Annotated in this window: 20 protein-coding genes; 9 read left to right on the top strand and 11 right to left on the bottom strand. The window is 71.1% G+C overall.

Going from position 1 to position 23,076, the window contains the following annotated elements; all coding sequences use genetic code 11:
* Positions 1–34: 34 nt before the first annotated feature.
* The 3 genes from OG385_RS28225 to OG385_RS28215 form a co-directional block, all read right to left on the bottom strand.
* Positions 35–325 carry a zf-TFIIB domain-containing protein gene (locus OG385_RS28225; RefSeq protein WP_266858873.1) on the bottom strand — a complete coding sequence of 97 codons (291 nt, stop codon included), beginning with the start codon at positions 323–325 and terminating at the stop codon, positions 35–37.
* Between the two features lie 38 nt (positions 326–363).
* Entirely contained in the window at positions 364–1,344 is a 981-nt protein-coding gene (locus OG385_RS28220) for a phosphotransferase family protein (protein ID WP_266858871.1), read from the bottom strand.
* A 240-nt stretch (positions 1,345–1,584) separates the two neighbouring features.
* A complete protein-coding gene (locus tag OG385_RS28215) occupies positions 1,585–1,791 on the bottom strand; it encodes a hypothetical protein (protein WP_266858869.1) in 207 nt (68 codons plus the stop codon).
* Positions 1,792–2,450: 659 nt separating this feature from the next.
* Between OG385_RS28215 and OG385_RS28210 the strand changes: the two genes are divergently transcribed.
* The 7 genes from OG385_RS28210 to OG385_RS28180 all read left to right on the top strand — a co-directional run bounded on the left by OG385_RS28210 (position 2,451) and on the right by OG385_RS28180 (position 10,547).
* Positions 2,451–3,659 (top strand): serine/threonine-protein kinase, encoded by a 1,209-nt coding sequence (locus OG385_RS28210; RefSeq protein ID WP_266861221.1) that lies wholly within the window; start codon positions 2,451–2,453, stop codon positions 3,657–3,659.
* A 104-nt stretch (positions 3,660–3,763) separates the two neighbouring features.
* The gene (locus OG385_RS28205) at positions 3,764–4,534 is read left to right on the top strand and encodes a GntR family transcriptional regulator (RefSeq protein ID WP_266858867.1); all 771 of its coding nucleotides are present in this window, start codon (positions 3,764–3,766) and stop codon (positions 4,532–4,534) included.
* A gap of 369 nt (positions 4,535–4,903) precedes the next feature.
* Positions 4,904–6,127, top strand: a complete 1,224-nt coding sequence (locus OG385_RS28200) for a CaiB/BaiF CoA-transferase family protein (protein WP_266858865.1) — start codon at positions 4,904–4,906, stop codon at positions 6,125–6,127.
* A 50-nt stretch (positions 6,128–6,177) separates the two neighbouring features.
* Positions 6,178–7,326: an acyl-CoA dehydrogenase family protein gene (locus tag OG385_RS28195; RefSeq protein ID WP_266858863.1), complete on the top strand. Its 1,149-nt coding sequence runs from the start codon at positions 6,178–6,180 to the stop codon at positions 7,324–7,326.
* Between the two features lie 36 nt (positions 7,327–7,362).
* Positions 7,363–8,379 carry a LysR family transcriptional regulator gene (locus OG385_RS28190; RefSeq protein WP_266861219.1) on the top strand — a complete coding sequence of 339 codons (1,017 nt, stop codon included), beginning with the start codon at positions 7,363–7,365 and terminating at the stop codon, positions 8,377–8,379.
* A 310-nt stretch (positions 8,380–8,689) separates the two neighbouring features.
* Positions 8,690–9,076 (top strand): carboxymuconolactone decarboxylase family protein, encoded by a 387-nt coding sequence (locus OG385_RS28185; RefSeq protein WP_266858861.1) that lies wholly within the window; start codon positions 8,690–8,692, stop codon positions 9,074–9,076.
* Between the two features lie 169 nt (positions 9,077–9,245).
* Positions 9,246–10,547, top strand: coding sequence for an MFS transporter (locus tag OG385_RS28180; protein ID WP_266858859.1), 1,302 nt, complete (start codon positions 9,246–9,248; stop codon positions 10,545–10,547).
* Positions 10,548–10,590: 43 nt separating this feature from the next.
* Here OG385_RS28180 and OG385_RS28175 read toward each other — a convergent pair whose 3' ends face one another.
* The 8 genes from OG385_RS28175 to OG385_RS28140 form a co-directional block, all read right to left on the bottom strand.
* Positions 10,591–11,433 carry an RNA methyltransferase gene (locus tag OG385_RS28175; RefSeq protein WP_266858857.1) on the bottom strand — a complete coding sequence of 281 codons (843 nt, stop codon included), beginning with the start codon at positions 11,431–11,433 and terminating at the stop codon, positions 10,591–10,593.
* A gap of 77 nt (positions 11,434–11,510) precedes the next feature.
* The gene (gene cobA, locus OG385_RS28170; protein WP_266858855.1) at positions 11,511–12,749 is read right to left on the bottom strand and encodes a uroporphyrinogen-III C-methyltransferase; all 1,239 of its coding nucleotides are present in this window, start codon (positions 12,747–12,749) and stop codon (positions 11,511–11,513) included.
* Between the two features lie 169 nt (positions 12,750–12,918).
* Positions 12,919–16,575 (bottom strand): nicotinate-nucleotide--dimethylbenzimidazole phosphoribosyltransferase, encoded by a 3,657-nt coding sequence (cobT, locus tag OG385_RS28165; protein ID WP_266858853.1) that lies wholly within the window; start codon positions 16,573–16,575, stop codon positions 12,919–12,921.
* Positions 16,576–16,884: 309 nt separating this feature from the next.
* A complete protein-coding gene (gene cbiE, locus OG385_RS28160; protein WP_266858851.1) occupies positions 16,885–18,063 on the bottom strand; it encodes a precorrin-6y C5,15-methyltransferase (decarboxylating) subunit CbiE in 1,179 nt (392 codons plus the stop codon).
* A 186-nt stretch (positions 18,064–18,249) separates the two neighbouring features.
* Positions 18,250–18,897, bottom strand: coding sequence for a GNAT family N-acetyltransferase (locus tag OG385_RS28155; protein ID WP_266858849.1), 648 nt, complete (start codon positions 18,895–18,897; stop codon positions 18,250–18,252).
* A gap of 142 nt (positions 18,898–19,039) precedes the next feature.
* Positions 19,040–19,900: a MetQ/NlpA family ABC transporter substrate-binding protein gene (locus OG385_RS28150; protein ID WP_266861217.1), complete on the bottom strand. Its 861-nt coding sequence runs from the start codon at positions 19,898–19,900 to the stop codon at positions 19,040–19,042.
* Positions 19,901–19,985: 85 nt separating this feature from the next.
* Positions 19,986–20,657, bottom strand: coding sequence for a methionine ABC transporter permease (locus tag OG385_RS28145; RefSeq protein WP_266858847.1), 672 nt, complete (start codon positions 20,655–20,657; stop codon positions 19,986–19,988).
* Positions 20,654–21,691 carry a methionine ABC transporter ATP-binding protein gene (locus OG385_RS28140; protein WP_266858845.1) on the bottom strand — a complete coding sequence of 346 codons (1,038 nt, stop codon included), beginning with the start codon at positions 21,689–21,691 and terminating at the stop codon, positions 20,654–20,656. The genes OG385_RS28145 and OG385_RS28140 overlap by 4 nt, the downstream gene beginning before the upstream one ends.
* Before the next feature lie 597 nt (positions 21,692–22,288).
* Here OG385_RS28140 and OG385_RS28135 point away from each other — a divergent pair.
* Complete coding sequence (locus tag OG385_RS28135; RefSeq protein ID WP_266858843.1) at positions 22,289–22,648, top strand: hypothetical protein; 360 nt, start codon at positions 22,289–22,291, stop codon at positions 22,646–22,648.
* Between the two features lie 2 nt (positions 22,649–22,650).
* On the top strand, positions 22,651–23,064 hold the full coding sequence (locus tag OG385_RS28130; protein WP_266858841.1) for a hypothetical protein: 414 nt from the start codon (positions 22,651–22,653) through the stop codon (positions 23,062–23,064).
* Positions 23,065–23,076 lie beyond the last annotated feature (12 nt).

The raw sequence follows: 23,076 nt of genomic DNA, 5'->3' as shown, positions 1-23,076 counted from the left end.
GGGTTCTTCTGTCGTGCCGGCCCCTCCCCCGTGGTCAGGAGGAGAACAGCATGTGGCCGAAGCCCCTGTTGTGGTGGCCGTGATGGCTGTCGTGGTGACCGCCGTAGTGGCCGCCGTGCTGCTGCGGGGCGCCCCAGACCGGTGCCTGCGGCGGGGCCTGATAGGCCTGTGGCGGCGGCTGCTGGCCCCACTGGGATTCAAGACGGGTCAGCGATTCCAGCTCCCCGTAGTCGAGGAATATCCCCCGGCAGCCGCTGCACTGCTCGATCTGGACGCCATTGCGGTTGTACGTGTGCATCGGGGCATGGCACTTGGGACACTGCACCGGTTCGACTCCTCGCCGTTGGATCAGGACGGCTCAGCCTACGATGCCGCTCCGGGCGCCAACTCCGCCGGGACACCGGCGATTCGGGCGCACGAATCGAGCATCATCCGCTCGGCCTCGTCCAGCGGTCTGTTCGCTGCCGCCGACTTGGCCAGGGCGAGAGCGGCGGTCTGAACGGTCAGCGCCCGTGCGGGTACGTCCAGTTCGGGCCAGGGGTCGCCTTCCCGGCACACGGCGGGGCCGCCCGCCGCCCGGTACGCGGCGAGGAACCGCGCCCACGCGCCGGGCGCCAGCAGCCCGGCCGCGTACCAGGCCGCGGGGCGGGCCAGGTCCCAGGCGGGGTCGCCCCGGCCGAGGTCGTCCACGTCGATCAGCTGCCACGGGCCGCTGTCCGCAGGGTGCCGCACGAGCTGCCCGAGGTGCAGATCACCGTGGCAGAGGAAGGTGTCGCGAGGTGCGGGCGCCTCGTCCCGGGCCCAGCCGGGCAGTCCGCGCCAGGCGCTCAGTACGGTCTCGGCCGCCGGTCCCGGACGCGCCTCCCGCATCCGGGCCAGGGCGCGGGCCGCCTTGGCCGGGCCCCGCATCGGGGGCAGCGGACCTGGCAGGGCGAGGGCGGCGGGCGGTACCGAGTGCAGCCGGGCGAGCAGGATGGCGGCGTCCTCCCAGGGCGCCGCGCCGGGGGCCCCGGGGTCGACGGGGGCGCCGCAGGGCCACACGGTGACGGCTCCGGCCGCGCTCCTCGCCGGGCCGGTGAGCGGCGGCAGCAGGATGCCGGCCAGGAGGGGGTGCGCGGCGACGGCCACCCGTACCGCGAGGGCGGCCGGATCCGTGTCCGTGGCGTGCGCCTTGGCCACGGCGGTGCCGTGCCGGACGACGGCGCCGTCGGGACGGTCGGTGAGGACGGTGGCCTCGCGGCCGCAGTCGGGGCACGGTGTGTACGGCGGGTGTCCGTCGCCGCGGGGGTGGGCGGCGCGTTCGGCGGCGGCGGCGAGCGTGCGTGTCCTGGCGGTTGGGGTCACGGTCTCCCCCGTCGGTGGGTCGGTGTGCGCGCCGGGGAGCCTACGCGGCGCTCCGGAACATGGCGGAACCGGCGAGGCCCCGGCGGGCACCAGGCAGCGGGAAAGGCCCCGGACAGCGCGATGTCCGGCCAGCTCCCCAGCTGACCGGACAAACGCTGCCGTCCGCCGCACCCCCGTCCCCACGGGGTTGTTGGCCGGATGTCCCTGGCCCGGACCGCTCTCCCGGACCCGGGGCGCCGCTCAGCGCCCCAGCATCACGCCCACGGACGACGCCTGTGTGACCACTGCCTGCCAGCCTCCGAAGACGAACATCAGCAGTGCGGCGAGGGGAAGGACCATGGCGGTCGCCACCAGCGGGTGGCGGGTACCGGAGCTGCGGACGCCGAGCGTGGTGTACGCCCTGCGTCCCTGCGTGCGGAGCGTCGTCCGCGCTGCGGTGCCGGCCATGGTCCCGCTCCCTCTCCTGTCGGTTTCGGCAAGCGGCGAGTACCGACCTCGGGGGACGAGTGCTGCACCCGCCGCTTGACCTCAAATCTAGGGGTGGGAAATGCCCCGGTCGTCATGCCCGCGTACCGAATACCGGGCCTCCAGGAGGATGAGCCTCCGTACACCGGTCTACTCCCCTGGGTGGAGAACCCGGCAGTACACCTGCGGGTCTTCCCCGAGGGGGAGGCCGCCCCGACCCGTCCGGGAACGCGGCCGCCTGCTGTCCGGCCCCCGGCCGGGGAACCGGCGACGGTGCTCCGCCGAGCGGCGCCGGGCGCCCGCGCGGGTGACTTCACTCACGTCACGGACCCCTCAGTGGGCCGTTGCCGCCGTACCCGGGCCTCCCCCGGCGGGCACGGCGGCCCGGGTACGGACGGTGCCCGCTGTACCCGGCCCCCGTACCGGCCGACGGCCCGGAAGATCTCAATATCCTTCCTGTGGAGGAGCTTTGAGACGCGGTCCGCGCCAAGGCGGCCGGATACGCCCCGAGCTGACCGCGCTTCACCACCACCGGGCGGGCCGGCCAATCGATACGGGCGAGAGGGCGCGGCCTATGAGCACACCGGGCCGCGGGTACGTAAGCTGTGCCTCGTCAGACGGACCGGGCAGCGGGGATGGACATGACGATGATGCGGCTCCGGCGCGAGGATCCGCGTGTCGTCGGCTCGTTCAGGCTTCACCGGCGCTTGGGTGCGGGCGGCATGGGTGTCGTCTACCTCGGCTCCGACCGGCGGGGGCAGCGCGTGGCGCTCAAGGTGATCCGGCCGGATCTGGCCGAGGACCAGGAGTTCCGGTCACGGTTCGCCCGTGAGGTGTCGGCCGCGCGGCGGATCAGGGGCGGGTGCACGGCCCGGCTGGTCGCCGCCGACCTGGAGGCCGACCGGCCGTGGTTCGCGACGCAGTACGTCCCCGGCCCCTCCCTGCACGACAAGGTGGCCGATGAGGGCCCGCTGTCGGCGGCCGAGGTCGCGTCCATCGGGGCCGCGCTCTCCGAGGGTCTGGTGGCGGTCCACGAGGCGGGTGTCGTCCACCGCGACCTGAAGCCGTCGAACATCCTGCTCTCCCCGAAGGGCCCCCGGATCATCGACTTCGGTATCGCGTGGGCGACCGGAGCGAGCACCCTCACCCATGTCGGTACGGCCGTGGGGTCACCGGGCTTCCTCGCGCCCGAGCAGGTGCGCGGCGCCGCAGTCACCCCGGCGACCGACGTCTTCGCGCTGGGCGCCACGCTCGCGTACGCCGCGACGGCCGACTCGCCTTTCGGGCACGGCAGTTCCGAGGTGATGCTCTACCGGGTGGTGCACGAGGAGCCGCATCTGTACGACGTGCACGACGCCCTGGCGCCACTGGTGCGGGCCTGTCTCGCGAAGGACCCCGAGGACCGCCCCTCGACGCTCCAACTGTCCATGCGGCTCAAGGAGATCGCCGCAAGGGAGGCGCAGGGACTCTCCGAGGGCCGCACCCCCGCGCAGCGCCGCGAGCAGGAGGCGGACCGGCCGACGGGGCGGATCGCCGCACCCCCGACCGAGCGGCACGTCCCGCCCCGCCGGGCCGAGGGCGCCCAGACGCCCAGGCCGCAGACGCCCAGGCCACAGGCGCCGCGCCCGCCGGCGCCGCACAGTGGCGCCCGGCCGGGGCCGCAGCGCAACACCACGCGCTCGGGAGCCCGTACGAACGGCCGCCCGGGGGCCAGATCGGGCACCGGCCGTCCGACCTCGGCCGGCCGCAGGACCGGGCCGAGCCCGCGGATGATCCGACAGCGCCTGATCGTCTTCGTCGTGGTGACGCTCATCGTCCTGCTCGGGATCGCGGCGGCGCAGCAGTTCTGAGCCGGGCGCGGTCTCCCGCGGCGGCGTAAGCGGCCGCTCGGTCGGCGATACGATCAGGGGCCGTCCACAGCGGACAGACACGGAACAAGGAAGAAGGCCGCGGCTTGGCACGCAAACGGACACAGGACCTGCCTGACCTGTCCCGGCTGCTGCTCCTCCCCCATGACCAGCGGATGGTGGCCATGGAGCGGTCGGTGCTCAGGCACCGTTCCAGCACGGAGGTGGCGGTCTCGCTGGCCGAACAGATCGCCGCCCGGCTGGCCTGTGCCATCACACTCGACCTCATCCACGCCGGCCGGCGCCTGCTTGAGCACGATCTCTGCGAGGTCCTCGGCGTCAGCCGGGCGCCGGTCCGTGAGGCGCTGCGCATTCTCGAACGGGACCGGCTCATCGAGTTCCAGGCACGGCGGGGCGCGCTCGTCACGGCGCCGACGCCGGAGGAGGTGCGCAACGTCTTCGACGTGCGCATCGCGTTGTACGTCATGCTCCTCCGGGAGGAGATGGCTCTGGAGCCGAAGCGGCTGCTCGCGGTTCTGGACGCGCACATGCCCGCGGTCGAGCGGCCGGTCACGGAGTCCGCCGACGACTACGCGACGGCGACGTTCCTGATGAACTCGGCGATCACGTCGGCGGCGAGCAACCGCACCCTCGCGGATCTGCTGCAGTCCCTCGCCATCCAGACGCTCCGGTATGTGCGTCTGGGACTGGCGTACCACCCGGAGAACATCCCGCGGTCCCTCGACAGCTGGCATGCCCTTCGCACCGCGGTGGCGGCGGGCGAGGTCGCCCCGGTGGTCCGGATCGCCGAGGAGCGCATCGAACGGGTCCGTGATGCGGCCCTGACCGCGCTCGGAGACTCCGGCCCGGAGGACTGAGGGCGTTCGGCCCATAAGGGGTTGACAGCGGTCACCTCCCCTCGTTCCTGTCGACATCAATCACGCTGACGTGGGCCAGACCTTCCTGCCGATGTGCCACTGCCTGAACGGCATGGGCACATCGGCAGCTTCGCGATCCATAGGCAATTGCAGTCGATCCGGGTGAAGTTCGGTCTTGGACGTGATTATTCCGGATGAGTTCAATGGGATCAGCGGCTTCGCAACCCGATCTCCGCTTGCCGGCAGGTGGGCAGACCTACGGCTCTGCCCCGAGCGCGTCGGCCCATCGCATCCGACGCCTCGCCCTCATGTCCCTCCGCCCGGATCGTGACCGCGCCGAGCTCCGTGCCCAGTTCAGGAAGGTCCCCGATGACCAAGCCCCTGGAAGGTGTCCGAGTCATCGACTTCGGCCAGTTCATCGCGGCGCCCGCCGCCGCTCAGCTTCTCGGTGACATGGGAGCCGATGTCATCAAGGTCGAGCCGGTCAACGGCGAATCGGCCCGGGTGATCGGTGTTCCCGGCCGGGCCATGCTCAACGCCTACAGCCGGAACAAGAGAGGTGTCGCGCTGGATCTCAAGGATCCTCGCGGCCGGCGGGTCGCACGGCAGCTGATCGCCGGCGCCGACATCGTCGTCCAGAACCTTCGCCCCGGTGTGATGGAGTCCTTCGGACTGGGGGCGCGGACCGTTCGCGCCGAGCAGCCGGAGATCGTCTACGCCACTGTCAGCGGTTTCGGGCTGCACGGCCCGTCGAGGCTGCGAGCGGGTCTGGACATAGCGGCACAGGCCGAGAGCGGCATCATGTGGGTGACCGGCGAGCCGGACCGGGAGCCCCAGAAGGTCGGCTTCCAGGTCGTCGACTCGACCACCGCGTACGTCTGTGCGCAGGCCGTTCTCGGCGCGTACATCAGGCGTCTCCGTACCGGTCAGGGAGATGAGGTCGAGGTCTCCCTGCTCGAAGTGGCCGTCCATCTGCAGGCTCCCAACTGGGGAACGTACCTGCTGACCGGCAAAGAGCCCATCCGCACGGGAAACAGCCAGCCGGCCCTCGCCCCTGCGGCCGACATCATGCCCACCGGTGACGGGGCCCTGGTCGTATCCGCCTACTCGGACGGCCACTTCGTACGTCTCTGCCGGATGCTGGGACGGCCGGAGCTGGCCACGGACGAGCGCTTCGCGACCAATGGCGCACGGGTGCGCAACCGCCCCGCGTTGCTGGCCGAGCTGCGCCGCGAGTTCGCGACGATGACCACGGAGGAGGCCATGAGTCTCCTGGCGGGCAACGGCGTGGTGGCCGGCCGCATCAACACCTACGGCCAGACCATGGCGAGCCCCGATGTCGAGGCCTCCGGCATCTTCATCAACGTGGCCGACGCGGCCGGCCAGGAGTCGACAACGCTCGGCTCGCCGTGGCACCTCGGCAGCGTTCCGGAGGTGTCCGGCAACGGAGCTCCCGAGCTCGGCCAGCACACCACCGAGGTGCTCACCGAGCTGGGCTACGACCTCACCGCCATCCGCAAGCTCGAAGCCGCGGGCGTCGTCCGCACCTTCACCGCCGGCCGGCCCGGAGCGCAGCCCGTCCCGCAGCCCTGACTCGTCCCGCTTCGAACTGACTCGCCCCACCTTCAAGTTGAGGAGTTCACATGGAACGAAACCTGTTCGCCCCGGAGCACGACGCATTCCGTGCCACCGTCCGCCGGTTCATGGCCAAGGAGGTGGCGCCTCACATGCCGGAGTGGGAGGCCGCGGGCATGGTCCCCCGCGAGTTGTTCAAGCGGACCGCCGAGATCGGGATCAACGGCCTGCAGGTGCCCGAGGCCTATGGCGGCGCGGGCATGGACAGCTTCCTCTTCAACGTCATCGTGTTCGAGGAAATCGGCTATGCCGCTGCCTCACTGGGTGGCTTGCAGGTGCACCTCAACACCGTCCTGCCGTACTTCCTGGAGTACGCCAACGACGAGCAGAAGTCCCGGTGGTTCCCCGGTTTCGCGGACGGAGACCTCGTCGCGTCCATCGCGATGACCGAACCAGGAACGGGATCGGACCTGGCCGGCATCTCGGCCAACGCCGTGCGCGACGGCGACGACTTCATCCTCAACGGGTCCAAGACGTTCATCACCGGCGGGATCAACGCCGACCTCGTCATCGTCGTCGCGAGGACCTCCCGTGACGTGGAGAGCCGGCGTGACGGGCTCTCACTGCTGGTGGTCGAGGCCGGCACGGACGGCTTCGTCCGGGGGCGCAACCTGGAGAAGCTCGGCCTCAAGTCATCGGACACCGCGGAGCTCGTCTTCGACAATGTCCGGGTGCCGGCCCGCAACGTACTGGGCGCGGAGGGTGGCGCGTTCGCCATGCTGACCAGCAACCTGGCCCAGGAACGGCTCTCCATCTCGATCACCGCCCAGGCGACTGCGACCGCGGCGCTGAACCTGGCGATCGAGTATGTGCGGGAACGCAAAGTGTTCGGCCGCCGCGTGGCTGATTTCCAGAACACCAAGTTCGTACTGGCGGACTGCGCCACAGAGCTGGAGGCCTCCCAGGCACTGATCGACCGGGCCGTCGCCGGGCTCGACGCCGGCACGCTGACTCCGGCCGACGCGGCCAAGGTCAAGCTGTTCTCCACCGAGACGCAGGCCCGCGTCATCGACCGGTGCCTGCAACTTCACGGCGGTTACGGCTATATGCGGGAGTACCCGATCTCACGGCTGTACGCGGACGCCCGCGTCACACGGATCTTCGGCGGTACCAGCGAAGTGATGAAGAGCGTGATCTCCAAGTCGCTGGCTCTGTGAGTTCGCTCCGAAGCCCGGAGTGACGAGGTCCGGACCATAGGGTGCGCTCATGGATCTGCGTCAGTTGGAGTATTCCTCGCGGTCGTCGACCACGGCGGGGTCAACAAGGCAGCGGTCGCACTGCGCGTGGCACAGCCTTCTCTGTCGCAGGCCGTGCGCAAGCTCGAAAAGGGCCTCGGAACCGAGCTGTTCCACCGGGTCGGCAGGAGGGTGGTGCTGTCACCGGCCGGCGAAGCACTTGTCGGGCCGGCCAGGATGATTCTGCGTGAGGTCGACGCAGCGCACAACGCCGTCCGCGATGTCAGCGAAGTCCGTACCGGGCGTATCGATATTTCCTCACTCTCCGATCTGTCCACGGATCCGCTCTCGGTGTGGGTCGCCCGGTTCCGGAGCCTTCATCCGCACATCAAGTTCCGGATCGAGGAGCGCGACGACCCCGCGGAGGTCGCGGCACTCGTCAAGTCCGGCGCCTGTGAACTGGGGTTTCTCCCGGTGCCCGTGTCCAGTACCGATCTGGAGGCGGAGCGGCTGGTGGACCAGCGGCTGGTACTCGTCAGTCCTCCGGGTACCGAGGAACGATGGCCGGACCCCGTACCGATCGGCTCGCTCTCCGGTACTCCCTTCGTGCTGGGCGAGCGTGGGACGGCGATGAGGGACCACATCGAGAAGACGCTGCGGTCACACGGTGTCGAGCCCCGCATCGTCGTGGAGGTCCGGCAGCGTGGTGCCGTACTGCCGATGGTCCTGGCCGGCGGTGCCGTCGCCATCGTCCCCCTGCGGGTGGCCCTGGACGCGCGGTACCGCGGCGGCGTGCTGAGGGAGCTGTCCCCGGGTCTTTCGATGGGAATCGGGGTGATCAGCCGGCGAGCCGAGCCCACCGGAGCCGCTTCCCGATTCCTGGCCTTTTCGAAGCAGTCGCTCAATGAATGGGTCCGGGCCATCGACCGGCACATGTCCGAAGGCGACTCGCTCATCGATGCCGCCGCACGAACGGCACAGAGCGTGGATCGCCGGGTACGCAGGGCCAACCTCGGCGCTTCCACCCTGGAGTGAGTGGTACCGGCCCCGACGGGACTGTCCCAAGGAGGTAAGTCACTCGTCCCGTGAGGCAAAGCACGGAATACGGCCGGGACGTAACGTCTGCGTATCGCCAGCGGGGAACGCTGACCGCACATCGAAGGGCAGGGATCCTGCTCGCGGTCACACCGCTCCTCCCGGGCTCCGCCGCTGTCCTTCCGAGTTCCGGCGGCGGACTCCCGAGCCTCGTCCGTACATCCTCATGTGCTCCAACCACTCCATCGCCTCCGGGCAGTCCCGGCGCTGCGAGTGGGCTCTCACACCATCACGGGACGGAGTTGAACGAGTGAACAGCACCAGCGATCCCACACCGGTCGTGGAACGGATGCGCGAGCAGGACAACTGGAACCCACTGTGGGACAAGTTGCATGAATGGGACCCGGCCTGGACCGAGCAGTTCATGGCAACGGCCATGCAGCCGTGGCTGAGCGGAGTTCTGGAACCCAAGGTCGTCGAGCTGCTGGCCATCGCCGTGGACGCGGCCGCTACGCACATGTACGCCCCGGGCGTTCGCCGGCACATCCGGATGGCTCTGCGGCTGGGCGCCACGCGTGAAGAGATCCTCGAAGTCCTCAAGCTGACAACGCTGGTCGGCATCCACGCCTGCAACCTCGGCGTACCGATCCTTGCCGAGGAGCTCGCGCAGCTCCCACAGCACGGCGACGGCGCCTGACCCACGCACCGGCCGGCTTCACACCCCTCGTTCCGTACGCATTCTGCCAGGAGGCCCACCGTGCAATTCCATGATGATTCCCTGCTGCCGGAGAACCAGGACATCTGGGACAACCGCTGCACGCAGCACTACGCGGTCTGACGTTTCCCGGACAGGAGAGGTGACACCGATGGCGCTTCAGACCGACGGCGCAACAGGTCCGCGGACCTTCCAGCCCATACCGGCCGTGTCCCGCGGCTACGCATGGCTCGTATTCGTATTGAGTTTCGGGCTCCTGCTGTCCGACTACATGTCACGGCAGGTCCTCAACGCGGTCTTCCCGATGCTGAAGGCGGACTGGCTGCTGTCCGACGGCCAGTTGGGCTCCCTCAGCGGCATCGTGGCGCTGGTGGTCGGCGTACTGACCTTTCCGCTGTCGCTGGCCGCGGACCGCTGGGGCAGGGTCCGGTGTCTGGTCGCCGCCGCGCTGGTGTGGAGCCTGGCGACTTTCGCCTGCGCGCTCTCGGCGAGTTACGGCGAGATGTTCGCGGCCCGGTTCCTCGTCGGCGTCGGTGAGGCGGCCTACGGAAGCGTCGGCATCGCCGTCGTCATCAGCGTCTTTCCCGTCACCATGCGGGCCACGCTCTCCGGCGCGTTCATCGGGGGCGGGGCGTTCGGCTCGGTGCTCGGCGTGTCGGTCGGTGGTGTGGTGGCCCAGCACCTGGGCTGGCGCTGGGCGTTCAGCATCATGGGGATCTTCGGGCTGGTCCTCGCCATCGCCTACTGCCTGGTGGTGACGGAGAAGAGGCTGAATCCGCAGGCCGGCAGAGCCGCAGCGAGCGGCGGAGGCCGGCCGCTCACACCTGCTGCTCTGCGCTCCCTGCTGCCCCGCCTGTTCTCGTCGGTCTCGGTGAACTGCGCCTACGTCGGCAGCGGGTTGCAGATGTTCGTCGGGATGGCGCTGCTGGCCTGGATGCCGAGTTTCCTCAACCGCTACTACTCGATGTCCTCTTCCAGGGCCGGCCTGATCGCCGGAGTCTTCGCGCTGATCACCGGGATCGGAATGGTCGCCGCCGGAATGGTGGCGGACCGTGTCTGCCGGGGTGCGGCGGCACGGAAGTGGACCGTGGCGATCGCTTGCAGCCTCGGATCGCTGGTACTGCTGGCGAGCGGCTTCCTGCTGTCGGCAGGCCCGCTGCAACTGGTGTTGATCGGCCTGGGAAGTCTGCTGTGCAATGCGACTGCGGGGCCGGCGGCAGCCATGGTGGCCGATCTGACCCCTGCGGCCATCTCGGCGACGGCCTTCGCCACGCTCACCCTGGCCAACAGTCTCCTCGGCCTGGCACCGGGCCCCACGCTGACGGGCATGCTCGCTGATCATGTGGGCCTGCTCGGCGCGCTGCGCGTCGTCCCGTTCATCGCTGTCGCGAGCTGTGCGGCCTTCGTGATCGGCAAGCGCCACTACGAACACGACCGGCTGCGTCTGGGATGAGCGGCGGCGCCGATACCCCGAACCGGCCTGCCGACGAGGTGTTTCAGGCGGCTCCCGGCCGGGTGGCGTAGAAGGCCACAGCCGAGGCTGCGGCCACATTGAGGGAGTCCACACCGGCGTCCATCGGGATGCGGACGTGCTCGTCGACAGCGGCGAGCGTCCTGGGGGTGAGGCCGATGCCCTCCGTGCCGAAGACAAGGGCGAGGTTCTCGTCCTTCCGCGCGGCGAGTTCGTCGAGGGTGATCGCTCGCTCGCTCAAGCAGAGTGCGGCGACCGTGAACCCCTCGGAGCGGAGGGCCTCGACGCCTTTGGGCCAGGACTCGAAACGGGTCCACGGCACCTGGAAGACGCCCCCCATCGAGACCTTCACCGACCTCCGGTAGAGAGGGTCTGCACAGCCCGGAGTGAGGAAGACCGCGTCGACTCCGAGGGCCGCGGCGTTCCTGAAGGCAGCGCCCAGGTTCGCGTGGTCGACGATGTCCTCGAACACGGCGACGCGCCGCGCCGCGGGTTGCCGCACCACGGTCCCGAGGGTCCTGCCGAGCAGTTCGCCGGAGGCCGGGAGCGGCTTGCGCTGCATGGAGGCCAGGGCGCCGCGGTGCACGTGGTAGCCGGTCACCTGTTCGGCGAGCTCGGGGCTGACGGCGTACACCGGGGCCGGGACCTCGTCGATGACGTCGCGCATGACGTCGACCCACTTGGCCGACAGGAGCATCGACCGCATCTCGTACCCGGCGAGCCTGGCCCGGCGGATGACCTTCTCACCCTCGGCGATGAAGAGGCCCTCGGCGGGTTCACGCCTGCGCCGGAGCTCGACATCGGTCAGGCCCGTGTAGTCGCGCAGACGCGGGTCGTCGGGGTCATCGACAGTGATGAGATCAGCCACAGGGTGATACTGCCTTGTCCTGGATGAGGTGCCAACGGCTGGGCACGGAAACGGTGAACACCGCCCGGCAATGGGGGCTAAGGGCGACCGTACGCCGGTCCGACCCGGACGACGGGGCCGATGACAATGACAGCGGGCGGGCGTACCCCCTCGGACCTGGCCCTCTCCCCCACCGTCGCGAGCGTGGCGTCGACCCGGCGCTGAGCGGCCGTGGTTCCTTCCTGGACGAGCGCCACAGGGGTGTCCGGACTCTTTCCGTGCGCGATCAGGGCCTCGGCGATGGCGCCGATCTTGTCGACGCCCATCAGCACGACGAGCGTGCCGCGCAGCGTGGCGAGGGCGGCCCAGTCGACCAGGGACCGTTCGTCGTCAGGGGCGACATGGCCGCTGACGACGGTGAACTCATGGGCGACACCGCGGTGGGTGACCGGGATCCCGGCGGCTCCCGGGACGCTGATGGAACTGGAGATGCCGGGCACCACCGTGCACGCGATGCCCGCAGCGGCGAGCGCCTCGGCCTCCTCCATGCCCCGGCCGAAGACGAACGGGTCGCCGCCCTTGAGCCGTACGACGGCCTTTCCGGCCCTGGCGTGTTCGATGAGCGCGTTGTTGATGGCTTCCTGCGCCATGAACCGGCCGTACGGGATCTTCGCGGCGTCGATGACCTCGACGTGCGGGGGCAGCTCGTCGAGCAGGTCACGCGGGCCCAGCCGGTCGGCGATGACGACGTCCGCCTCGGCGAGGAGGCGCCGTCCGCGCACCGTGATCAGGTCGGGGTCGCCGGGGCCGCCGCCGACCAGGGCGACGCCCGGGGCGCGGTCGCGGTCGCGGTTGCGCGGGGCGGCGAGGGTGCCGTCCCGCAGGCCCTCCACGATGGCGTCGCGCACGGCGGCCGACCTGCGCGGGTCGTGGCCGGTGAGGACGGCGACGGTGACGCCTTCGCTGCGGCCGGTGGCGGGCGTCCAGGCGGTGGCGGCCGCGGCGTCGTCGCTGCGTACGCACCAGATCCGGTGGCGCTCGGCCTCGGCGGACGCCGTCTCGTTGGCCGCCGTGTCGCCGGTCGCGATCAGTACGTACCAGGCCCCGGCCAGGTCACCGTCCGCGTAGGCGCGCCGCTCCCAGGCGATCTCGCCCGCCGACACCATCGCCTCGACGGAAGGGGTGGCGGACGGCGAGATGAGCAGGATGTCGCCGCCGGCCGCGATGAGCGAGGGGAGGCGGCGCTGTGCGACCTGCCCGCCGCCGATGACGACGACGCGCCGGCCGGAGAGACGGAGTCCTACGGGGTAGGCGGGGTAATCGGAATGCTCGGCCATGGCGTGGCTGGCTCCTCGCGCGGGGACTGGGGCTGCGTACCGCTGCGACGACGAAGCGGCTGGTGGGAGTGGGGTCGGCTCCCCGGGACACTGTACGGTCCGGGGCCGCCCCGACGGGGGTGAGGGGCCGGGATCAACGACCCCGGCCCCTCACCCGCGTTCGCTGCGGCTACTTCTCGGTGACACCCGCGGAGTCGAAGGTGGCCACTTCGTGCATCGCCCTGGCCGCGCTCTGGACGACGGGCAGCGCGAGCAGCGCGCCGGTTCCCTCGCCGAGGCGCAGGTCGAGGTCGACCAGCGGGCGCAGGCCCAGCTTGTTGAGCGCGGCGACATGGCCGGGCTCCGCGCTGCGGTGGCCCGCGATGCAGGCGGCCAGTGCCTCGGGTGCGATGGCACGGGCGACCAGTGCTGCGGCTCCGGCGCTGACACCGTCCAGGATCACCGGCGTACGCAGCGAGGCGCCGCCGAGCAGGAATCCGGCCAGCGCGGCGTGTTCGAGGCCGCCGACCGCCGCGAGGACCCCGATCGGGTCGGCGGGGTCGGGGTGGTGGAGCTCCAGTCCGCGCCGGACGACATCGACCTTGCGGGCGTGCATCTCGTCGTTGATGCCGGTGCCGCGACCGGTGACCTCGCTGGGGTCCTGGCCGGTGTAGACGCAGATCAGCGCGGCGGAGACCGTGGTGTTGGCGATGCCCATCTCACCGGTGAGCAGCACCTTGTTGCCCGCAGCCACCAGATCGCGGGCCGTCTCGATGCCGACCTCGATCGCGGAAAGCACTTCTTCGCGGGTGAGCGCGGGGCCGGTGGTGAAGTCGCCGGTCCCGGCGCGCACCTTGCGGGGCAGCAGGCCCGGTGTGGCCGGGAGTTCGCCGGCGACACCGACATCCACGACGCAGACCTCGGCGCCGACCTGGTTGGCGAAGGCGTTGCAGACCGCGCCGCCACCGAGGAAGTTGGCCACCATCTGGCAGGTCACTTCCTGCGGCCATGCGGTGACGCCCTGGGCGTACACCCCGTGGTCCCCGGCGAAGATCGCGACGGCCGCTGGTTCCGGGATGGGCGGCGGGCACATCCGGGAGAGGCCGCTGAGCTGTGCGGAGATGATCTCCAGCATCCCCAGCGCTCCGGCGGGCTTGGTCATCCGCTTCTGGCGGTCCCACGCCTCACCGAGCGCCTTGGCGTCCAGCGGCCGGATGTTGGTGATGGTGTCCTGGAGCAGGTCGTGCGGGTCCTCGCCGGGCAGTGCGCGGCGGCCGTACGTCTCCTCGTGGACGACCCAGGAGAGCGGGCGGCGCTTGGACCAGCCCGCCTGCATCAGCTCGGGCTCCTCGGGGAACTCGTCGACGTACCCCACGCAGAGGTAGGCGACGACTTCGAGGTGTTCGGGCAGACCGAGTGCGCGGACCATCTCGCGCTCGTCGAAGAAGCTGACCCAGCCGACGCCGAGGCCTTCGGCGCGGGCGGCGAGCCAGAGGTTCTCGACGGCGAGGGCGGAGGAGTACGGCGCCATCTGCGGCTGGGTGTGCCGGCCGAGGGTGTGGCGGCCGCCCCGGGTCGGGTCGGCGGTGACGACGATATTGACCGGGGTGTCGAGGATCGCCTCGATCTTCAGTTCCTTGAACTGCTTGGCGCGGCCCTTGGGAAGGGACTTGGCGTACGCCTCGCGCTGGCGCTGGGCCAGTTCGTGCATGGAACGGCGGGTCTCGGCCGAGCGGATGACGACGAAGTCCCAGGGCTGGGAGTGGCCGACGCTCGGCGCGGTGTGCGCGGCTTCGAGCACCCGCAGCAGCACCTCGTGCGGGATGGGGTCGCTGCGGAAGCCGTTGCGGATGTCCCGGCGCTCCCGCATGACCCGCAGGACGGCTTCGCGCTCGGCGTCGTCGTAGCCGGGGGCGGCGGCCGTGACGGGCTCGGCCTCGGCCTCGGCCGACTGCTGCTGCTGCTCGGCGGTATCGGCGGCTTCGGCGTCCTCGGTGGGCTGCTGATCGGCGTTCTCGGCGGGCTGCTGCTCGGGGCCGGGGTGCTCGGTTCCGGGCTGTTCCGTGCCGGGCTGTTCAGTGCCGGGCTGCGCTTCGGCGGGCTGTTCCTGGACGGGCGCCGCTGCGGCCGCGGGCCGCGCCTCGGCAGCCTGTTCCGCGGCGGCCGCCGGCCCGGGCTGTGCGTCGGCGGGGAACGGCCGGGCTTCGGGAGCCGGTACGGGCTCGGCGGCCGGGACCGGTGTGGCCGGCTCGGCGGCATCGGGGGCGGATACGGCTTCGGCGGCGGCTTCGGTTTCGACTGCCGCTGCCGCCGGGGGCTCGACGGCGGGTGCTGCGGCCTCCGCGGGTGCTGCCGCGGCCGGAGCGACGGCGGCGGCAGGGGCGGCGGCGTGAGCGACCGTCTCATCGGCGACGACATCGGCCGGTGCGTCGACCGGTGCTTGCGCCTCGGCCGGTCCGGCGGACGCCTGCGGTGCGGCCTGCCCTGCGGGGTCCGGCTGCGGCTCGGCTGCGGGCACCTGCTGCTCGGCGGCTCCGCTCCGGCGGGGGGCGGGCACCGGGGCCACGGCCGCGGTGCGGGGAAGCTGCTCCCCGGCCTCTATGGGTACGGATTCGGCGGCGGGCACGGGCGCCACGGCGCTCTCCGGCTCCACGACGTCCGTACCGGCTGCTGCCGCCTCCGCTTCCGCAGCGGCGGCGACCGGCTCCGGCTGGGCCTGCGGCACGGGCGCCGGAGCAGGTGCGGCCACGGCTTCCGGAGCTGACTCCGCCACCGGCTCCGTCACGGGCTCCGCCACCGGTCCTGCGGCCTGTTCGGCCACCGGCTCCGCCACCGGTTCGGCCACTGACGGGGATTCCGCCTCCGGAACCGGTACAGCGGACCCGGCCGGGACCGCTTCCGGCTGCGGTCCGGCCGGCTGTCCGGCGACCGGTGCCGCTTCGGCGACCGGCTGCTCGGCCAGGGGGGCCTCCGGTGCCGTCATGGCGGCGGCCGGTGTCGGGGCCAGATGCGGCGCGGACGGCAGCGAGCCCTCGACCGGGACGAAGCGGCCCATCGAGTCCTGTGCGGCGGCGGGCTCGGCCGGGGCCTCCGGCAGCACCGTCACCGGAGCGGCCTGGACCTGCGCGGCGACCGGCTCGGGAACGACCGTTTCCGCCGGGCCGACTTGGTCCGCGGGGAAGTCATGGGACTGCGGCTCGGGCTGCGGCTCGGACCGGGGTGTCTGCGCGGGCGTTCCGGGCTGCACGGCGGCGGCCGGGTCCTGGGCGACCGGCTCGGGCTGCGGCGTCCACGGAACGGCCTGCGGCGGGATCTCCCCCAACTGCGGTCCGGGCAGGGCCTCGGCCTCATCACGCGGGAAGTCCAGATACTCGGGCCCGAGCGTCTGCGGACCGCCGTCGGACACCGGAGCGGGCTGCGGCGGAGCCATGGTCGGGCCGCGGTCGGCCAGCGAGCGCACCACACCACCGGTGGCGTCGGGCACGGGCGGACCCATGTGCAGCGGCCTGCGCGGCGGCGGGGTCGACTGGGCCCCGGCCTGGGCGCGCACGGCGCCCACGTCCACGGAGCCCGAGTCGCGTCCACCGGTCTCGTGCGCACCCGGTTCGGGCAGCTGAGCGGCGGCCTGCGGCTGGAACTGGGCCTGGAACTGCGGCTGCCCCTGCGCCTGCTGCGGCTCACTCCACGCGCCCTGCGCGCCGGGCATCAGCAGCAGATCGTCGTCCTCTGCGGGAGTCTCCGGGGAGTCGGGGAAGGTGTAGGCACCGGGGGCGGGGAGGCCCTGCTGCTCCACCATGCCTGCGTTCCCCGGCTGTCCATCGCCCGGGACCTGGCCGGTGTCGGTCATGCGTACCCCTTGCCCATCCATAGTGCTCCTTCAGCCCTTTACCGGGTCGCCCGTACTGAGACAACGAGCGGGCACGCCGTGCGGTACGAAAGGCCTGCGGACACTCAGTATTGTCACGGCCGTTCGACGCCGTGCAGGGATTCCTGCCACGGTCCGCTGTGGGCTGCGCCACGTCGCGCGTCCCCGGTGCCGCCGTACCACACCGGACCCAAAACGGTTCCTTTTTCCGGACATTGGCGAACGAAGCGCCGAACCTCCAGCTGCGGTACAACAGTCGGCCAGCCTACCCCGCGCCGTCCCGGAGCAGGGTCAGGGGCCACTTTCCGGACGGCGGCCCGACACCAGGAAGACAACCGAGCGCTCACGCTCCGCCCAGGTGCGGGTGTCCAGGTCGACGGATTGCAGCAGCGCGCATTCCACCAGGTAGCCGCCGTCCGCCAGCGCCGCCCCGAGCGCCTCGGCCTCGTCCCGGGTGGCCGCGTGGGTGACGATGCGCCCGGGTCTGCGGTCGGCGCAGCCGGTGACAACTGCCACTCCCCCGCCACCGATCCGGACCACGTCGGGCTCCGGCAGCCGCTCCAGTACCTGGGGTGCCTGCCCGTGGATGACCTGGAGCTGGACCCCGAAGCGGTGCGCGGCCGCGTCCGTACGGACACAGCTCTCGCGGTCGGCGTCGACCGCGATGACGGCGGCGCCGAACCGGGCCGCCTCGACGGCCAGTGCTCCACTGCCCGAGCCGATGTCCCAGACCAGGTCGCCGGTGCGCGGGCCGAGCCTGGCCAGTTGGGCGGCGCGCAGTCCGGCGTGCTCGCCCTCGCTGAGCCCTTCGCCGTACTCGGCGGGCGGCAGCGCCCAGCCGCGGACCGCCGGGGCGTCCGGGGGGCCGCCGCCGCCGATGACGATGACGACGTTCGGGTCGCGCCAGGTGTGGTCGGCGGCCTTGTCGGAGGTGAGGACGGTGACCTGCTCGCGCGTGGTGCCCAGTTCCTCGCAGATGACGAAGGTGCGGTGGACCCCTTCGAGGAGCAGGGCGAGTTCGGCGGGGCCGGCGCCCGGCGAGGTGAGGACGGCGACCTTGGGGTGCGCCCGGCAGACGTTGACCGCGCGCCGCAGCGTACGCGGATGGGCGACGACGACCTCGGCGTCGTCCCACGGCATCCCGGCGCGGGCGAAGGCCGCGGCCACGGACGACACGGCGGGGACGACCTCGACCTCCAGGCCGTACTCCGGGGCGCGCAGGGTGCGGACGACTCCGTGGAAGCCTGGGTCGCCGTCGGCGAGCACCACGGCGCTGCCGCGGTGTCCGGCGATCCGGCGGGCGGCCAGGCTCACACTGCCGAGCCGGATCCGCTCGGCGCCGGGCGGCACTTCGGGGAGCGCGAGGTGGTGGGCGGCCCCGGCCACCAGCGTGGCCGCGGAGAGAGCCGACCTGGCGGCCGCGGTCAGGGGCGAGCCGTCCCAGCCGATCACCGTGATCCGGTCGGCCATCGTCGTCAGTCTCCTGGTGTTGTCGCGCGGCGGGGTGCAAACGTTCTGCCGGTGTCCGGGCAGCAGTTCCGCCCGGCACATGTGCCGGCGGACATGTGCCGGCGGGGCAGGGACGAACCGGGGCTGCGGAGCGGAACAGCGAGCACCCGCGAGGTTACCCGCTGCGGCCGGTGACCGACGAGGGGGTCAGTTCCAGTCGTTGAAGGTGCCGTACCCGTTGGCGTCGGCCAGCTGGTCGGCGATCCCTTCCAGGTCCTCGGGGAGCAGGCTCCACACGATGAGGTCGGTGCGGATGTCGGTCCAGCCGCCGTCCGTGCCGTTCTCGGTGCGGGTGCGCGCTATCCAGGCGTTGCGCAGCACGCCCTCGCTGATGCAGCCGATCTTCTGCGCGACCTGCTGCGCCGCGGTGTTGTCCGCCGGGGTGCGCAGCTCGATGCGCTCGAACCGCAGGTCGCGGAAGAGCCACTGCGCGACGGCAAGGACCGACTCGGTGGCGTATCCCTCGCCGCGTGCCCAGGGGGCGGTGATGTAGCGGACCTCGGTGGCCATCGTGCGCCAGTTGGTGGCGCGCAGATGGATGGTGCCGACCAGCCGGTGGGTCAGGAACTCCGTGACGGCGAGGACGATCCCGCGCCCGGCGGTGCGCTCTGCGGGGGCGATCCTGCGCACCCAGCGCTCACCGTCGATGTGCTGGTAGGGGTGGGGCGCCGTGGTCCAGGCCGTGACCGCCTCGTCGTTCATCATGTCGGCCAGCGGCGGAATGTCCGCCTCCTCGAAGGGGCGCAGCACCAGCCGGTCCGTGCTGATGGAGATGTCCGGGAAGGTGGTCGTCATGCGCTGCTCCATGGCCAGGGACCGAAGTAAAGCCACAGCATGCAGCATGGGGACCGGGCGCCGCATGGCCGGGTGGCGGCGGGAGGCCCCGCATACCACGTGAGGGTACGCGGGGCCCGCGCGGGCAGTAACCGTACGGGTGTCAGGGCTTGACGGTCCCGAACGCCGGGATGACCGCGCCCTGGTACTTGTCGTCGATGAACTTCTTCACCTGCGGGGAGTTGAGGAGCTTCGCCAGCTTCTCGACGCGCGGGTCCTTCTCGCTGCCCTTCTTGACGACGAGGATGTTGGCGTACGGGTTGCCGGCCGCCTTCTCCAGGACGAGCGCGTCCTTGGCGGGCTTGAGCTTCGCGTCGATCGCGTAGTTGCCGTTGATGACGGCGGCGTCGACGCTGTTCAGGGCGCGGGGCAGCGTGGCGGCCTCCAGCTCCTTGAACTTCAGGCCCTTGCTGTCCTTGATGTCGCCGAGCGTGGCCTCGCTGCCCACACCGCTCTTGAGGGTGATCAGCCCGTTGTCCGCGAGCAGCTTGAGCGCGCGGCCCTCGTTGGTGGTGTCGTTGGGGACGGCGACGGTCTGCCCGGACTTGACGTCCTTGAGGGACTTGTCCTTCTTGGAGTACAGGCCCAGCGGCTCCAGGTGCACGCTGACGACGGGGACCAGGTCGGTGTGGTTCTTCTTGTTGAAGTCGTCGAGATACGGCTTGTGCTGGAAGAAGTTGGCGTCGACCTGGCCGGTCTGGGTGGCCGTGTTCGGCAGGACGTAGTCCGTGAACTCCTTGACCTGGAGCTTGAGCCCGGCCTTGGCCGCCAGGTGGGTCTTCACGAAGTTGAGGATGTCGGCGTGCGGGACGGGCGAGGCGGCGACGACGAGCGGCTTGCTCGTGTCGGCCTTGGCGCCCTCGGGCTTGCTCGACGGGTCGGACGAGGTGCCGCAGGCGGTGAGACCGATGGCCAGAGCGGCGACGGCGGCTGCGGAAGCGGATATCTTGCGGGAGTTACGCACGAAAAGTGCCTCTTTCATGTGGTGCGGGATGTCGCCCGGACAAGGAGTGCGGGCTCTACTGCGGACTGCGAGCGGAGGGAATGTCCTACGAGGTGGTGCGCCCCCGGCGGGCCAGCAGGCGTACGGCTCCGTCGCCGATCAGCTGGATCACGGTGACGATCACGACCAGCACGATCACGGTCGCGATCATGAAGCTGTTCTCGAAGCGCTGGTATCCGTAGGTGATCGCCTTGGAGCCGAGCCCCTCGCCGCCGACCGCGCCGGCCATCGCCGAGTACCCGATGAGCACGATGACGGTGGTGGTGACCGCGGAGATCAGGGACGGCAGCGCCTGCGGCAGCAGCACCTTCCGGACGATGGTCGGGACACTGCCGCCCATCGACTGGACCGCCTCGACCAGACCGTGGTCGACCTCGCGTACGGCTGTTTCGACGAGCCGGGCGAAGAACGGGATGGCGCCGATCGCCAGCGGGACGATCATCGCGGTCGGGCCGATGAACGTGCCAACGACGAAGGTGGTGAAGGGGATCAGCGCGATCAGCAGGATGATGAAGGGCAGCGAGCGCCCGATGTTCACGATCACGCCGACGACCTTGTTCACCGGGCGGTTCTGGAGCAGCCCGCCCTTGTCGGTGAGGACGAGGAGCACACCGAGCGGCAGTCCGACGAGGACCGTCACGAGGGTGGCCCACAGGACCATGTAGAGGGTGTCGGTGGTGCCCTGGGAGAGCAGCGGCTGCATCTCGGACCAGTTCACTTGGCGTCCTCCTTGACCAGTGCGGGGTGCTCGGCGCCTGCCACTTCGATCTGGAGGCCCTGTTCGCGGAGGAATCCGATCGGCACGACGTTCTCCTCGAAGGGGCCGGGCAGTTCGATCCGCATCCGGCCGATCTGGTTGCCGCCGACGGTGTCCATCGCGGCGCCCAGGATCGATATGTCGATGTTGTAGGTACGGGAGAGCTGGGAGATCACGGGGCGGCCCGCGCTCTCTCCGTGGAAGGTGACGTCGATGACCGTACGGTCGGTACCCGGCAGCGGGCCGCCCACCGGGAACAGCTCGCGGGCGAGTTCGGAGCCGGGCGTCGCCAGGAGTTCGGCGACGGTCCCCGACTCGACGATCCGGCCGCTCTTCATCAGTGCGGCCGAGTCGCAGACGGTCTTGACGACGTCCATCTCGTGCGTGATGAGCAGCACGGTGAGACCGAGCTGCTGGTTGAGGTCGCGCAGCAGCTGGAGGATCGACCGGGTGGTCTCGGGGTCGAGTGCGGAGGTCGCCTCGTCGGAGAGCAGCACCTTCGGGTCGCCCGCTAGTGCGCGGGCGATGCCGACGCGTTGTTTCTGACCGCCGGAGAGCTGCGCCGGGTAGGACTTCGCGCGGTCGGCGAGGCCGACCAGGTCGAGCAGTTCGAGCGCCTTGCGGGCGCGGTCCCTGCGGGCGACGCCGAGGATCTCCAGCGGCAGTTCGACGTTGTCCTGCACGGTGCGCGAGGACAGCAGGTTGAAGTGCTGGAAGACCATGCCGATCCGGCTGCGGGCCGCGCGCAGCTCCCGGCCGGCGCGGCTGCCGCGGCCGGCGAGCGCGGTGAGGTCGGTGCCGTCGACGGTCACGGTGCCGGATGTGGGGCGTTCGAGGAGGTTGACGCAGCGGATGAGCGAGGACTTCCCGGCGCCGCTCTGGCCGATGACGCCGAACACCTCACCCTCGCGGACGTGCAGGTCGACGCCGTCCAGGGCGGTGACCTCACGGCCGCGCGAGGCATAGACCTTCGTCAGGCCGGTGGTGGTGATCACAGAGTTTCCGTCACTGTCGAGTGCGCGGCGCGGTGTCCGCCGGCACGGGGCATTCGTCTGGAAGCGCGGCACGGCCGTAACGGTGGTGACCGGAAGGCTTTCGTGCGCGTGGCCGGGCGGCTGCCGTGTCCGCAGGGGCGCGGAGGCGGGCGGCCCGGCTCTCGGTCCCGCTTCGGGGCGCGGGCAGGGACCCTCAGAAGGCGCGCATTCGACACATACAACGAGCACCGGGCGTGCTGATCGCCTCGGTCGCAAGGGTGCGGCTGCTCGTCGTGGTCATGCGGCAAGTAAAGCAGACGTGAGGACGGCCCGAGCACGCTTGTCCGCATAACGGACGGCCCTGGACACGCTCCGGGGCAGTCGCCCGGCGCCCGCGAAACGGCTCCGACCTGCGGCGACACCGTACGGAGCCCAGCGCGGGTGGTTCGGGTGTGCAGCCGGTGGGTGCCTGCGCTGTGGCCAAGGCCACGGGCTTGATCGCGGCCCGGTGCCGGGGCCCCGCCGAGGGACTCCCGCGGTCACCGGGAAGGCGAGCGGCCGGACACCGGGCCGGGGCCGCGCGCGGGGGGCGCTCCGCGCCGTAATACCCTCAGCTCCATGCTTTTCGCCCTGACGGTCGCGGTCACCGTGGCCGCGCTCGCCCTCGCAGCCTGGTGCGGTTTCGCCGCCTACCGGGACCAGCCCACGAAGGACTGGCACTTCATCGGTATGGCCGTCGTCTCGGTCCTGGCCCTGGCGCAGCTGGTGATCGGCATCGTGCAGCTGGCCCGCGGCGAGCGGCCCGAGCAGGGCAAGACGATCTTCATCGCCTATCTGATCGGCGCCTTCGCCGCTGTGCCCGCCGCCGGGTTCCTGTCGCTGACCGAGCGGACCCGCTGGGGTTCGGTGACGGTCGTCGCGGGCGCGGTGGTCCTGGCCGTGCTGGAAGTCCGGCTCTACGACATCTGGGGAAACTGACGATGACCACCGCTGAGGAGAAGCCCCGGTACGAGCTGGGCACCGGTCCCGGCCGGGTACTCGTCTGGTTCTACGGGGTGTTCACGGTCGCGGCGGCATCCCGCTCGATCGTCCAGATGATCATGGACTTCGGGAAGGCGCCGCTGGCCTACTCGCTCTCGGCGCTGGCCGCCCTGGTGTACGGCTTCATCACCTACTCGCTGGTCCGCGGCGGCGAGAAGGCCCGCCGGGCGGCGCTGGTGTGCTGCGCCGCCGAGCTGGTCTTCGTCCTGGTCGTCGGCAGCTGGACGCTGGCCTCCCCCGGATCGTTCCCGGACGCCACGGTCTGGTCGGACTACGGGATGGGTTACCTCTTCATCCCGGTGATCCTTCCGGTGCTCGGCATGCTGTGGCTGCGCAGGGCCGCCAGGCACTGACGTCCCGGCGCA

This window comes from Streptomyces sp. NBC_01306 (assembly GCF_026340465.1).
Classification (GTDB): domain Bacteria; phylum Actinomycetota; class Actinomycetes; order Streptomycetales; family Streptomycetaceae; genus Streptomyces.
Note: the sequence above shows the minus strand (reverse complement) of the source record. Positions and strands in the feature narration are given on the sequence as shown.

Bases quoted from the DNA above. Each gene is read 5' to 3' on its own strand.
- OG385_RS28215 (WP_266858869.1), bottom strand. From the start codon at position 1,791: ATGGCCGGCACCGCAGCGCGGACGACGCTCCGCACGCAGGGACGCAGG.
- OG385_RS28210 (WP_266861221.1), top strand. From the start codon at position 2,451: ATGACGATGATGCGGCTCCGGCGCGAGGATCCGCGTGTCGTCGGCTCG.
- OG385_RS28200 (WP_266858865.1), top strand. From the start codon at position 4,904: ATGACCAAGCCCCTGGAAGGTGTCCGAGTCATCGACTTCGGCCAGTTC.
- OG385_RS28195 (WP_266858863.1), top strand. From the start codon at position 6,178: ATGGAACGAAACCTGTTCGCCCCGGAGCACGACGCATTCCGTGCCACC.
- OG385_RS28180 (WP_266858859.1), top strand. From the start codon at position 9,246: ATGGCGCTTCAGACCGACGGCGCAACAGGTCCGCGGACCTTCCAGCCC.
- cobA (WP_266858855.1), bottom strand. From the start codon at position 12,749: ATGGCCGAGCATTCCGATTACCCCGCCTACCCCGTAGGACTCCGTCTC.
- cobT (WP_266858853.1), bottom strand. From the start codon at position 16,575: ATGACCGACACCGGCCAGGTCCCGGGCGATGGACAGCCGGGGAACGCA.
- cbiE (WP_266858851.1), bottom strand. From the start codon at position 18,063: ATGGCCGACCGGATCACGGTGATCGGCTGGGACGGCTCGCCCCTGACC.
- OG385_RS28155 (WP_266858849.1), bottom strand. From the start codon at position 18,897: ATGACGACCACCTTCCCGGACATCTCCATCAGCACGGACCGGCTGGTG.
- OG385_RS28135 (WP_266858843.1), top strand. From the start codon at position 22,289: ATGCTTTTCGCCCTGACGGTCGCGGTCACCGTGGCCGCGCTCGCCCTC.
- OG385_RS28130 (WP_266858841.1), top strand. From the start codon at position 22,651: ATGACCACCGCTGAGGAGAAGCCCCGGTACGAGCTGGGCACCGGTCCC.